Consider the following 12,072-nt stretch of genomic DNA (forward strand, 5'->3'; position numbering starts at 1 on the left):
CTTTAGCACCACGGGGAATCAAAAAGCACTTTTTGAAGCCGAATCAGGGGTATATGCCCAAGCGTCCTTTAGCGGGTGGCCCGCGTGCCCAACGGCACATCGGCAGCGATAAGCGCGTGTTCCAGCGCTGCGAACGCCGCTTCCACCTCGGCGGCTCTGCCACGCACGCCGAACTCGATCGCGCGTCGTCCGCCGGCATTGGGCAGGCAGGCGATACGTACGGCCGGGTGGGCGTCCATCACCGACTGCATCAAGTCGATCAACGCACTTTCCGGGGTGTCGAGTGCCTCGATGAGCCATTCGACATCGCGGTCCTCCCGCTGCAGTTGGGGATAATGATGATCGAGCACCCAGGCGGCCATCGGCCAGGCCATGCGAGGAAAACCCGGCACGAAGTGATGATGCCGCAGGGAAAAACCCGGCACCTCGTTGACGGGATTGGGAATCACCGACGATCCCACCGGCCATTCCACCATGTGGATGCGCTTGGGATACGCCTGATCGCCGAACTTGCGCTCGAGAATGGCCTTGCCGTCGGCATTGAACTCGAGTGCCACGCCGGCGGCGGCCGCGGCGCATTGCCGCGTACGGTCATCCGGCGTCGCCCCGATGCCGCCGAAGCTGAACACGATATCGCCGCCGGCGAGCGTCTGACGCAGCGTGTCTTCAAGCAGGCCGGCGTCATCGCCGACCATCCGGGCCCACGACAATTCCATGCCCCGCTCGGCCAGCAGATCGATCATCGCCGGCATGTGCTTGTCACTGCGCTTGCCGGAGAGCAGTTCGTCGCCGATGAGGACGATGCCGACACGGGTCGGCTGCACCGGATCATGCATGCGAACGCACCGCCCAGGACGGGCCGCGTCGATGACGCGGCCCGTCCACGAGGGTCGACTCGATGTCGTCCTCCATCAGGCCTCGGGCAGCCAGCCCGACTGTTCGATGGCACCGAAGATATCGGTCTCGGTGGTGATACCCAGCAGCTTGCCGTCCTTGTCGGCCACCAGCAGGCGGCTGATGTTCTTCTCCGCAATGACGTTGGCCGCTTCACGCAGTTGCGTATCCGGCGATACGGTCACCACCGGACGCGAAGCGATCTGGCCGACCGTGAGATCGGTGGGTGACTTGTCGTCACGCACGATCTTGGTGACGATATCGCGCCGCGTCATGATGCCCCAATCGCCCGAATCGTTAGGCTCGACCACCAGCGACGACACTTCGTTCTTGCGCATCTCGTGCATGGCGTCGTGCACGCTGGTCGCATCGGTCACGGTGATCAGCGAACGGGTCATCACGTCCGACACGGAGGTCGGAGTGCGGCCGCTGGCGATCATCTCTTCCATCGGCTGGAGCAGACGCCGGATCTCGCGCTGCTTGCGCTCACGGGCCAGCTTGTCGCTGCGCTGCTGGCGCTTGGTTTCGAGATCGATGCCGCCGTTGATCTGCTCGATCAGGGCGTCGGCGAACTGGCTGGTGCCGACTTCCGTGGCGCCTTCCATGTTGCGGGCGAAATCGTAGGTCACGATCTTGTCGGCGAGCACTTCCGGATAAGCCAGGCTGATCAGATCGGCAGCTTCCTGCCAGCCGATGTATTCGAGCATATTGACGCCCGAGAACAGCAGCGAACCCGGATTGACCTTGTTCTTGTCGGCGTACTTGGGCGCGGTGCCGTGGGTGGCCTCGAACACGGCGATATTGTCGGACATGTTCGCGCCGGGCGCGATGCCCATGCCGCCGACCTCGGCCGCGGCCGCGTCGGAGATGTAGTCGCCGTTGAGGTTCATGGTGGCCAGCACGTCAAAATCATCGGGTCTAAGCAGCATGAGCTGGAAGATGATGTCGGCGATGCGATCCTTGATCACGATCTTGCCTTCCGGCTGACGACCGTTGTACTCGGAGTAGAGCTGGTCCTCGGTGATCGTGCAGTGGCCGAACTCTTCGCGCGCAACCTCATAACCCCAGGCACGGAACGCGCCCTCGGTGAACTTCATGATGTTGCCCTTGTGCACCAGGGTCACCGACTCGCGGCCGTTGTCGACCGCGTACTGGATGGCCTTGCGCACGAGACGCTTGGAGCCGAACTCGGAGATCGGCTTGATGCCCAGGCCGGCGTCATCGAAGAAGTTGGCGCCCATTTCCTCTTTCAGGAACTTGGCCAGCTTTTTGTTCTCGTCGGTGCCGGACTGATACTCGAGACCGCAGTAGACGTCCTCGGTGTTCTCGCGAAAGATCACCACGTCGACCTTGCCCGGATCCTTGAGCGGCGACGGCACGCCGGTGTAGTGACGCACCGGACGCACGCAGGCATACAGATCCAGCTCCTGGCGCAGCGACACGTTCAGCGAGCGAAAACCTTCGCCGACCGGCGTGGTCAACGGGCCCTTGATCGCAACCCACAGTTCCTTGATCGCTTCCAGGCTTTCGGCCGGGAAGTAATCGCCGTCGTAGACCTTGGCGGCCTTCTCGCCCATGAACAGCTCGGCCCAGTGGATCTTGCGATCACCGCCGTAGGCTTTTTCCACCGCCGCATCCCAGATGCGCATGCAGGCCTTGGTGATATCCGGACCGATACCATCACCCTCGATATAACCGAGGATGGGGTTGTCGGGAACATGCATCTTATCGTTTTCGACGGTGATCTTCTTACCGTCTTCGGGCAAGCGTACGTGCTTGTAGGCCATGGGCCACGACTCCTTCGCAGATTTTCGGAACTAGAGACTTCGGGCAGCAGGTGCGCGCATTGCGCACAACACCGTCACGCCGCGCTGGCAGCGTTTTCGAGCATGGTTTTCAACTCGCCCGACTGAAACAGGTCGATCAGGATATCGGAGCCGCCGACCAGTTCGCCGTTGACGAACAGCTGCGGAATCGTGGGCCAGTTCGAATACAGCTTGACGCCCTGACGATAGATTTCCTCGTCGTCGAACACGTTGACGGCCTTGAACGGAACGCCGCAGGCCTTGAGCGCTTCCGCGCTGCGTGCCGAAAAGCCGCACTGAGGAAAGTCGGGGGTGCCCTTCATGTACAGCACGATCGGGTTGTTCTCGACTTCCTGCTTGATGGTTTCCATTGCCTTGGCGCTCATGGCGATATCCTTGTTGCTTGAATCTGTTGTCGTTGCCGCGAATTATACCGCGCCTGTCGATCCCGAAAACTTGGGGCCGGCAGTAAAAATATCAATCCTCTGCCGAGGCCGCGCCATAACCGCCGCCGCCCGCGGATGCGATCGTCAGCCGCTGACCGACATGGGCCACGCCGCTGCATTTGGGGCCGATACGCTGGCCGTCGAGCCTGTTCTCGCCACGCATGCCGGCTTCGCCATCCGCGCGGGCCCACGGCGCATGGCGTCGGCGCTCGGTAAGCACGGTATAGCGGGCCTCGCGCCGAAATTCGATCTCGCGGATCAGGCCATCGCCGCCGCGGTGCGCGCCTGCCCCGCCGCTGCCGCGCCGGATCGCATAACGACGCATGCGCAGTGGAAAATGGCGTTCCAGCACTTCGATCGGTGTATTCAGGGTATTGGTCATATGTGCCTGCACCGCGGACGCCCCGGCGCGTTCGGGCCCCGCGCCCAGACCGCCGCCCATGGTTTCGTAGTAGTCCCAGGGCGCCTGCGCGTCGTGCGAACCGAGCGCGACATTGTTCATGCTGCCGTGGCTGGCCGCCGGGATACGTTCGGGCGCGGCCCCGGCGAGCGCGCCGAGCACCGCATCGACCACGCGCTGACTGGTCTCGACGTTGCCGGCGGCCACCGCGTGCGGATGTTCGGCGTTGAGCAACGAGCCTTTCGGCGCGCTGACCTCGATATCTTCGAACGCTCCCGCGCAGGCCGGCACCTGATCCGGCATGAGACAGCGAAACGCGTACAGCACGCCGGCCGCGGTCACCGACAGCGGACAGTTGACGTTGCCGGCAACCTGCTCGCTGCTGCCGGCAAAATCGACCGCCACGCGACCACCATCGATATCGATGCGACAGGCGATGGCCAGGTCCTCGTTGCCCTGGCCGTCGTCGTCGAGCAGGTCGGTGAATTCGTAGCGGCCGTCGGGCAGCTCACGCAGCGCGCTGGCTGCCAGCTCGCGGGCATAGTCGTTGTATTCGGCCAGCCGCTGCTCGAAGCGATCCACCGCTGCTTCGTCGGCGTCGCCGATCAGCGCCGACAACCGGGTCAGGCCGATCCTATTGGCGCCGATCTGGGCGCTGAAATCACCGCGTGCGACAGGCGGATTGCGCAAGCGCGCCAACCAGCTGTCGAGTACCGACGCCACGATCTGCTCGTTCTCCACCAGCGCGACCGGGGCGATCACCAGCCCTTCCTCGTCGAGCGTCTTCGACAACGGCATGGAGCCGGGCGAATCCGCGCCGATATCGGCGTGGTGCGCGCGATTGGCGACGAAACCGGCGACCCGATCGGCCACGAACAGCGGCGCGATCAGGGTCACGTCCGGCAGATGGGTGCCGCCGAGATAGGGGTCGTTGAGCGCAATCATCTCGCCCGGCCGCCAGTCGCGGGCCGCCACGATGTCCGCCATCGCGTACGCCATGCTGCCCAGATGCACCGGGATATGCGCGGCCTGCGCGCACAAACGACCCCGGGCATCGAACACGGCACAGGAGTAATCCAGGCGGTCGCGGATATTGGGGGAGAACGCGGCCTGTGCCAGGCGTGCGCCCATTTCCTCGCACACCGCCGTGATGCGGCTGGCGAAAATAGCCAGTTCGATCGCGTCGGCGCGCCCGTCGGCGGAGTGCTTGTTCATCGCTGGATTCTAGCAACGCCGCGCATCCGCGTCAGGCCCGCGCTCGGGCGGCGCCAATCTAGGTATAAACCCGCAGATGCTTGCGCTGCCTTTGAAAAAAGACTGACAAACCTTATATAAGTAGTCGTCGTTGACTCACTCATCTCATCAGAAGGGATATGACATGGCATTTGAACTGCCCGATCTACCGTATGACTACGACGCGCTCGAACCGTACATCGACGGTCGCACGATGGAAATCCATCATGACAAGCATCACAACGCATACCTGACCAAGTTCAAGAAAGCCATCGAAGGCACGGAACTGGAAGATCAGGATCTCGAGACAATTCTCGCCAAGGCTGGCCAGCACGGCGCTGGCGTGCGCAACCAAGGTGGCGGTTATCTCAACCACATCATCTTCTGGGAAAGCATGTCGCCCAGCGGTGGCGGCAAGCCCAGCGGCAAACTGGGTGAGGCCATCGACAAGAGCTTCGGCTCCTTTGACGACTTCAAGGAAAAGTTCACGGGCGAGGCCACCGGGCTATTCGGCTCGGGCTTTGTGTGGCTGGTCCCGCAGGGCGGCGAACTCAAGATCGTGCCCACCCCGAATCAGGACAACCCGGTCATGGACGTCGTGTCCGAGTCCGGCAAGCCGATTATGGGTCTGGACGTGTGGGAACACGCCTTCTATCTGAAGTACCAGAACCGCAAGCCCGAGTACGTGGATGCCTGGTGGAACGTCGTCAACTGGGACGGCATTTCCAAGAAATTCGACGCGGCCGGCTAACAAAGAGCCGCTTGCGCTAGAATGCAGCCCCGTCGCTTTGCGGCGGGGCTGTTTACGTTTGTAAAGACGTGATCCACAGTCGGCGCTCGAATAAACGCCCGGCTTGGCATCTACATTCCGGGGCGCCCCTATGGCCGATTCACACCTGATACCCACCTACAAGCGTCAGCCGATCGCGTTCGAGCGCGGCGAAGGCGCCTGGCTGTACGACAGCCAGGGCAACCGCTATCTCGACGCGCTGGCCGGCATCGCGGTCAATGCACTGGGGCATTCGCACCCGGCGCTGGTGGCGGCGATCACCGATCAGGCCAGCCGCCTGCTACATACGTCGAATCTCTACGAAATCGATGTTCAGACCGCCCTGGCCGACCGGCTGTGCGCCTATTCGGGCATGGAAGCGGTGTTTTTCGGCAACAGCGGCAGCGAAGCCAACGAGGCCGCGATCAAGCTCGCACGCCTGCACGGCCACGCCCGCGACATCGACGCGCCGCGTATCGTGGTCATGGAGAACGCCTTCCATGGCCGCACTCTCGCCGCCCTGGCTGCCACCGGCAACGTCAACGCACAGAAAGGCTTCGAGCCGATGCCGGAGGGCTTCATCCGCGTGCCCTACGGCGATCTTGCCGCGGTCGAAGCCTTGGATGACACGCGTATCGCGGCGGTGCTGGTCGAGCCGATCCAGGGAGAAGGCGGCGTGCGCGTGCCGCCCGCCGATTTTCTCGCCGGGCTGCGCACACTGTGCAGCGATCGCGACTGGCTGCTGATGATCGACGAGGTACAGACCGGCGTCGGCCGCACCGGGCACTGGTTCGCCCATCAGGCGACTGGCATCACCCCGGATGTGATGTGCCTCGCCAAGGGGCTGGGCGGCGGCGTGCCCATCGGCGCCGCGCTTGTCGCCGGCCCGGCCCGCACCCTGTTCGGCCCCGGCAGCCACGGATCCACCTTCGGCGGCAATCCGCTGGCCTGTCGCGCCGCACTCGCGGTGCTGGATACCATCGAGAACGACAAGCTGCTCGCCCACGCCCAGGCCATGGGCGAGTCGATCCGGACCCAGATCGAGGCCCGCGTGGGCGAACTTGATATCGTCACGGATATCCGCGGTGCCGGTCTCATGATCGGCATCGAACTGGCCGAACCCTGCGCTGCGCTGGTCGACACCGCCCGCGAACACGGCGTGCTGTTGAACGTCACGGCGACGAACGTCATCCGCCTGCTGCCACCGTTGATCATCGGCCCCGCCGAAGTCGAACGTCTGGTCGATGTGGTCTGTCAATTGATCGAGACCATGCCGATACCTGCCACTCAAACATAGAAAAAATCATGACCGTGCGACATTTACTCAGCCTCGACGACCTGGGTGCCGACGGCATCCGGCGCGTCATCGACAGCGCCATCGCGCTCAAGCGCAAACCGAAGCAGAAGACGCCGCTGGCCGGCCAGACGCTGGCCATGGTGTTCGAAAAAGCCTCGACCCGGACCCGCGTGTCGTTTGAAGCCGGCATGACCCAGCTCGGCGGCCACGCGATCTTCCTGTCGCCCGCCGACACCCAGATCGGGCGCGGCGAGCCGGTCGAGGACACCGCGCGCGTGCTCTCGCGCATGGCCGACGCGGTGATGATCCGCAATCATTCCCACGACATGCTCGAGCGCTTTGCCGCCTATTCGGACGTGCCGGTAATCAACGGTCTGACCGATCGTCTGCATCCCTGCCAGCTGCTGGCCGATCTGCAGACCTATCAGGAACACCGCGGCGGTATCGCCGGCAAGACGGTGGCCTGGATCGGCGATGGCAACAACATGTGCCATTCGTACCTGAACGCCGCGCGCCTGCTCGGCTTTACCCTGCGTATCGCCGCGCCCGAGGGCTATGCCCCGGATGCACATATCCTCGCCGCTGCCGGCGAGCATGCGGTGACCTGCGAGGACGCCTCGGCGGCAGCCGACGGCGCCGATCTCGTGGTCACCGACGTCTGGGCCAGCATGGGCGACGAGGACGACCGCGAAACCCGGCTGGCCGACTTCGCCAACTATCAGGTCAACAAGGCGCTGATGAGCTGGGCCGCCGACGACGCCCTGTTCATGCACTGCCTGCCCGCCCACCGCGGCGAGGAAGTCAGCGCCGAAGTCATCGACGGCAAGCAGAGCGTGGTCTGGGACGAGGCCGAAAATCGCCTGCATGCCCAGAAGGCGCTGCTGCTGGATCTGCTCGACGCGGGCTAAACGCCTTCAACTATCGCGGCGGACCAGCAGCAGGGAATAATCGCCCTGGTCCGCCTCGAAGTGGGTATCCACGATGAGGCCGGCGTCCGCCAGCAAGGCCTCGATGGACGCCGGCGTGAACTTGTGGCTGAACTCGGTGACGATCTCCTCGCCCGCCGTGATCTCGATGGTGGTATCCAGCGCGCCCAGCCGTACCGAGTGATCGCGCTCGGACACCAGACGCATCTCGATGCGGGCGCGCTGCTCGTCAAACACCGCGCGGTGCCGATAGGCGGCCAGATCGAAATCCGCGTCCAGTTCGCGATTGAGCACCGTCAGTACATTGCGGTTGAATTCGGCGGTGATGCCCTGGGCATCGTCATAGGCGGCCTCCAGGCGGGCCGTGTCCTTGACCCGATCGACCCCGAGCAGCAACAGATCGTCGCCGCGCAGCAGCCCCACGATCTCGCCCAGCATGGCGCGCGCCTGGTCGGGCTCGAAGTTGCCCAGCGTACCGCCGAGAAACACGATCAGCCGTCGGCCCTGGGCCGGTAGCGGCAGATTGCCGATACCACCGGTGTAGTCGCCGATCAACGCATGTACCGACAGCCAGCTGTAGTCGGTCACCAGCGCGGCACCGGCGTCGAGCATCATCTGCGCGCTGACGTCGAAGGGCCAGTAGATACAGGGCATGGCGAGAGCGTCGCAGGCATCGAACAGCAGACGGGTCTTGCGGGAACTGCCGCTGCCCAGCTCGAGCATGTGATCGGGCGCGGCGCGCTCGATGATCTGTGTCGCGTGCCGACTCAGCAGGCTGGCCTCTGCGCGCGACGGATAATACTCGGGCGTCGCACAGATCGCCTCGAACAGCTGCGAGCCGTAGTCGTCGTAGAAATACTTGGGCGGCAGCTGGCGCGGCGGCGCGAGCAGACCCGCGCGCGCATCGTCGACAAGCGTGGGCAACGCACGCGCAGGCGTGATTTCAGAGCTGGACAGTCGCCGCGTACCTAGGGAAAGACGCATGAATCAATGATTTGGCGTGATGCGTCCAGAGGTTATCATCCACCGATATATTGCCAACGCGGATAACTACCGACATGTGCCGAATCGCTGCCTACCTGGGCGCACCCTGCACCCTGGGCACGTTCGTGAGCGAGCCGTCCCACGGCCTCGCTCGCCAATCCTGGGACTCGCGCGAAATGGTCAGCGCCACCGTCAACGCGGACGGCTGGGGGGCGGCCTGGCTCGATGCCGCGCGGCGCCCCGCCGTTTATCGCCAGGTGCTGCCGATCTGGGCCGACGTCAATCTCGAACCGCTCGGGCGCAGTCTGCGCTCGCCGCTGTGGCTGGCCAACGTCCGCAGCGCGACCACCGGACTGGGTACCGACTATGCCAACACCCAGCCGTTCGTGGACGACGAGCTGCTGTTCACCCACAACGGTTTCATCGATCGCTTCGCGCATACCCTGCGGGCCCGGATGCGCGCTGAACTGGACCCGGCGATCGAAATCACGATCAACGGCAATACCGATTCGGAGTATCTGTTCGCGCTGATACGCCAGCAGGCCGGCAGCCTGGCCGCGCGTGTGCGCGCCACGCTGGCAAAGCTCCGTGAATGGCTGCTCGAGACCCCCGACGTGCGCGCCCTGCTCAACGTCATCGTCAGCGACGGCAATACGCTCGTCGCCACGCGTGCCGCGTTCAACGGCGACGCCCCCTCGCTCTACGTCAACGCGCAATGGCAGGACGGCGCCGTCATCGCCTCCGAGGCCTTCGACAACCAATCGGGCTGGGAACGCGTAGAGGCACAACAGATGATCATCGTGAGAGCCGGCCAGGCGCCGGTGCGAGAGTGCCTATGACCGCCAACGCCCCGACCCGCCTGGCACAGCTGCGTGCCGCGAGCCTCGCCATGCTCGATGGCTTGAGCGGCGACGAACTGATCGCGCAGAGCCACGTCGAGCTCAGCCCCATGCTCTGGCATGTCGGCCACGTGTTCTTCGTGGAGACCTACTGGATCGCCGAACGCGTGTTCGGCGATACCACGATCACCGAACCCTGGCGTGACCTGTACTTCCCGGAGATCTGTCCCAAGCAGAACCGCGGCGCGCGCCTGCCCGACGCCGCCGCGCTGCGCGACTGGGCCGACCGGGTCAGTGCGAGCAACGATGCCTACTGGCAACGCGCCAGCACCCACCCACTGCTTGCCGATGGCTACCTCGCCGCATTCGTTCGCCAGCACTATGCACAGCATCTGGAAACCATGCGCCACGCCCAAGCCCAGCTCTGCAATACCCGGCGCGACGGCGCGACCACGGCCAGTGCGCTGACCGCGCGCGCGCCGGTCACCACACGGGTTCGCGTCGACGCGCAAAGCGTGACCCTGGGTACCCCCGGCATCGAGGCCTACGACAACGAACAGCCGCCCTGCACCGTCGACGTGGCGGCCTTCGAGCTGTCGACCCACTGCGTGAGCAACGACGAATGGCTGGGCTTCATCGAAGCCGGCGGCTACGACGACACACGCTTCTGGGACGACGCCGGCTGGCAATGGCGCGCCACCCACGCGGTCGAGCACCCCCAGCATTGGCGCGCGCTCGACTCACGGCGCTGGCATGTGCCGTCGGACGATGACGACCTGCCGGTCGGCTGCCAGCCGGTACATGGCATCGGCTGGTACGAGGCCCGCGCCTTTGCTCGCTACGCCGGCGCGCGGCTGCCGCGTGAAGTGGAATGGGAAACCGCGGCACGCGGTAATCGCCTGGCTAATGCGTATCAGGTCTGGGAATGGTGCGACGACGCCTTCTACCCCTACCCCGGGTTTCGCGCTTTTCCCTACGACGGCTATTCCATGCCCTGGTTCGACAGCGCCCATTTCATCGCCCGCGGTGGCAGCCGGCATACCGAACCCGATATCCGGCGCCCCGGTTTTCGCAATTTCTATCCGCCCACGCATCGGCATGTGTTCGCCGGCCTGCGCCTGGCCTGGTAGCGGACCGCGACAACGCTCTGCACCGCATCCCTTATACTGCAAGGCCGAAATCGACAATGTCCCAAGTTCTTATGGCGAAAAGTGAAGCGGCCGTGCCGAGCGACGTCAGTACGGTCGTGCAATACGCGCTGGCCGAGGATATTGGCGACGGCGATCGCAACGCGGCGCTCGTGGCCACCAATACCTCGGCGCGGGCGCGCGTGATCGCCCGCGAAAACGCGATCCTGGCCGGCGCCCCCTGGTTCGATGCGGTGTTCGCCGCCCTCAATCCGGCGGTCACCGTGCGCTGGTCCTGCGCCGACGGTCAGCGCCTGCGTGCCGACGCCACGGTCGTTGAACTCGAAGGGCCGGTGCATGCCCTGCTCAGCGGCGAGCGCACGGCGCTCAATTTCCTGCAGCTGCTGTCCGGCGTGGCCAGCGCCACCCATGAATACGTCGAGCGGGTGAAAGGCACCGATACCGCCATTATCGACACCCGCAAGACACTGCCCGGCCTGCGCAGCGCCCAGAAATACGCGGTGCTGTGCGGCGGCGGCGTCAATCATCGTTTCGGGCTGTTCGACGCCATCCTGATCAAGGAAAACCACATCATGGCCGCGGGCTCGATCGACGCGGCCGTTGCCCGCGCGCGTGAGCAATCGCCGGCTCTGTTCCTGCAGGTGGAAGTCGAGAACCTGACCGAACTCGAACAGGCGCTGGAGGCCGGCGTCGACGGCGTGCTGCTGGATAATCTGGCCACTCACGTGCTCGCCCGGGCGGTGAACATGGCCGACGCGCACCGGCGGCGTTTTCGCCGCGATATCGTGATCGAGGCATCCGGCGACATCTCGCTGACCAACGTGCGCGAGATCGCCGACACCGGCGTCGATCGTATCTCCATCGGCGGGCTCACCAAACACGTGCGCGCGACGGATTTCTCGATGCGGATGTACACCGAGTAGCGCGTCGGCGAATGCAGGCAGCTTTATCCGCCGCTCGGGGCGCTCCGACAGCCGCCCGCATTGCGTTGAATCGCGGCGAGCCGGGTCGCGCAGCTAATCCGTGCACATCTGCATCTGGGGCAAATACATACAGGCTTATCCGCAGATAGACGCAGATTGAATACAGGCAAGCAGATTTCGGTCTTCTCTCTCTGCGTTGATCTGCGGATAATGTCCTTTCTTTTGTGCCCATTAAGGCACTTTCCTAGTGCGGAATCTGCACAAGCCTGCGCCGTCGCTTGCGAGCCGGCTTGTCCTTCTAGCTGTGATCTCTCAGTAGGTTGTTCATCCGAGCCACGGGCCCGAAGCTGATGGGTGTTCAAAGTCCGTCAGCGAAAGGAGTGACCCGGATGAACACGCACAAGAATG

General features: G+C 64.2%; 11 protein-coding genes. 6 read left to right on the plus strand and 5 right to left on the minus strand.

Annotated elements, in window-relative coordinates; genetic code table 11:
- Positions 1 to 68 precede the first annotated feature (68 nt).
- The 4 genes from ACFOSU_RS18270 to ACFOSU_RS18285 form a co-directional block, all read right to left on the minus strand.
- Positions 69 to 836: a competence/damage-inducible protein A gene (locus ACFOSU_RS18270; RefSeq protein ID WP_380691354.1), complete on the minus strand. Its 768-nt coding sequence runs from the start codon at positions 834 to 836 to the stop codon at positions 69 to 71.
- A 75-nt stretch (positions 837 to 911) separates the two neighbouring features.
- The gene (icd, locus tag ACFOSU_RS18275; RefSeq protein WP_380691355.1) at positions 912 to 2,681 is read right to left on the minus strand and encodes an isocitrate dehydrogenase (NADP(+)); all 1,770 of its coding nucleotides are present in this window, start codon (positions 2,679 to 2,681) and stop codon (positions 912 to 914) included.
- Positions 2,682 to 2,755: 74 nt separating this feature from the next.
- Positions 2,756 to 3,085, minus strand: coding sequence for a Grx4 family monothiol glutaredoxin (gene grxD, locus ACFOSU_RS18280; protein ID WP_380691356.1), 330 nt, complete (start codon positions 3,083 to 3,085; stop codon positions 2,756 to 2,758).
- Between the two features lie 91 nt (positions 3,086 to 3,176).
- Positions 3,177 to 4,760 (minus strand): hydantoinase B/oxoprolinase family protein, encoded by a 1,584-nt coding sequence (locus tag ACFOSU_RS18285; RefSeq protein WP_380691357.1) that lies wholly within the window; start codon positions 4,758 to 4,760, stop codon positions 3,177 to 3,179.
- A gap of 163 nt (positions 4,761 to 4,923) precedes the next feature.
- On the opposite strand from ACFOSU_RS18285, the gene ACFOSU_RS18290 reads away from it, so the two are divergent.
- The 3 genes from ACFOSU_RS18290 to argF all read left to right on the plus strand — a co-directional run bounded on the left by ACFOSU_RS18290 (position 4,924) and on the right by argF (position 7,752).
- The gene (locus tag ACFOSU_RS18290; protein ID WP_380691358.1) at positions 4,924 to 5,529 is read left to right on the plus strand and encodes a superoxide dismutase; all 606 of its coding nucleotides are present in this window, start codon (positions 4,924 to 4,926) and stop codon (positions 5,527 to 5,529) included.
- A gap of 130 nt (positions 5,530 to 5,659) precedes the next feature.
- Positions 5,660 to 6,844: an acetylornithine transaminase gene (locus ACFOSU_RS18295; RefSeq protein WP_380691359.1), complete on the plus strand. Its 1,185-nt coding sequence runs from the start codon at positions 5,660 to 5,662 to the stop codon at positions 6,842 to 6,844.
- 8 nt (positions 6,845 to 6,852) lie between these two features.
- Positions 6,853 to 7,752, plus strand: coding sequence for an ornithine carbamoyltransferase (gene argF / locus ACFOSU_RS18300; protein WP_380691360.1), 900 nt, complete (start codon positions 6,853 to 6,855; stop codon positions 7,750 to 7,752).
- Positions 7,753 to 7,758: 6 nt separating this feature from the next.
- On the opposite strand, the gene egtD is transcribed toward argF, so the two are convergent.
- On the minus strand, positions 7,759 to 8,754 hold the full coding sequence (gene egtD / locus ACFOSU_RS18305; RefSeq protein ID WP_380691361.1) for an L-histidine N(alpha)-methyltransferase: 996 nt from the start codon (positions 8,752 to 8,754) through the stop codon (positions 7,759 to 7,761).
- 74 nt (positions 8,755 to 8,828) lie between these two features.
- Here egtD and egtC point away from each other — a divergent pair, with 74 nt between their 5' ends.
- Genes egtC through nadC form a run of 3 tightly spaced genes read left to right on the plus strand, consistent with a single transcriptional unit; the run spans position 8,829 to position 11,664 of the window.
- A complete protein-coding gene (gene egtC, locus ACFOSU_RS18310) occupies positions 8,829 to 9,593 on the plus strand; it encodes an ergothioneine biosynthesis protein EgtC (protein WP_380691362.1) in 765 nt (254 codons plus the stop codon).
- Positions 9,590 to 10,723, plus strand: a complete 1,134-nt coding sequence (locus ACFOSU_RS18315; RefSeq protein WP_380691363.1) for an SUMF1/EgtB/PvdO family nonheme iron enzyme — start codon at positions 9,590 to 9,592, stop codon at positions 10,721 to 10,723. Before egtC ends, ACFOSU_RS18315 begins: the two co-directional genes overlap by 4 nt.
- Before the next feature lie 56 nt (positions 10,724 to 10,779).
- Entirely contained in the window at positions 10,780 to 11,664 is an 885-nt protein-coding gene (gene nadC / locus ACFOSU_RS18320) for a carboxylating nicotinate-nucleotide diphosphorylase (RefSeq protein ID WP_380691364.1), read from the plus strand.
- Positions 11,665 to 12,072: the final 408 nt, after the last annotated feature.

Origin of the sequence: Salinisphaera aquimarina, from assembly GCF_042643355.1 — a bacterium.
In the GTDB taxonomy this organism is placed as follows: domain Bacteria; phylum Pseudomonadota; class Gammaproteobacteria; order Nevskiales; family Salinisphaeraceae; genus Salinisphaera; species Salinisphaera aquimarina.

Bases quoted from the DNA above. Each gene is read 5' to 3' on its own strand.
- ACFOSU_RS18270 (WP_380691354.1), bottom strand. From the start codon at position 836: ATGCATGATCCGGTGCAGCCGACCCGTGTCGGCATCGTCCTCATCGGC.
- icd (WP_380691355.1), bottom strand. From the start codon at position 2,681: ATGGCCTACAAGCACGTACGCTTGCCCGAAGACGGTAAGAAGATCACC.
- grxD (WP_380691356.1), bottom strand. From the start codon at position 3,085: ATGAGCGCCAAGGCAATGGAAACCATCAAGCAGGAAGTCGAGAACAAC.
- ACFOSU_RS18285 (WP_380691357.1), bottom strand. From the start codon at position 4,760: ATGAACAAGCACTCCGCCGACGGGCGCGCCGACGCGATCGAACTGGCT.
- ACFOSU_RS18290 (WP_380691358.1), top strand. From the start codon at position 4,924: ATGGCATTTGAACTGCCCGATCTACCGTATGACTACGACGCGCTCGAA.
- ACFOSU_RS18295 (WP_380691359.1), top strand. From the start codon at position 5,660: ATGGCCGATTCACACCTGATACCCACCTACAAGCGTCAGCCGATCGCG.
- argF (WP_380691360.1), top strand. From the start codon at position 6,853: ATGACCGTGCGACATTTACTCAGCCTCGACGACCTGGGTGCCGACGGC.
- egtD (WP_380691361.1), bottom strand. From the start codon at position 8,754: ATGCGTCTTTCCCTAGGTACGCGGCGACTGTCCAGCTCTGAAATCACG.
- egtC (WP_380691362.1), top strand. From the start codon at position 8,829: ATGTGCCGAATCGCTGCCTACCTGGGCGCACCCTGCACCCTGGGCACG.
- ACFOSU_RS18315 (WP_380691363.1), top strand. From the start codon at position 9,590: ATGACCGCCAACGCCCCGACCCGCCTGGCACAGCTGCGTGCCGCGAGC.
- nadC (WP_380691364.1), top strand. From the start codon at position 10,780: ATGTCCCAAGTTCTTATGGCGAAAAGTGAAGCGGCCGTGCCGAGCGAC.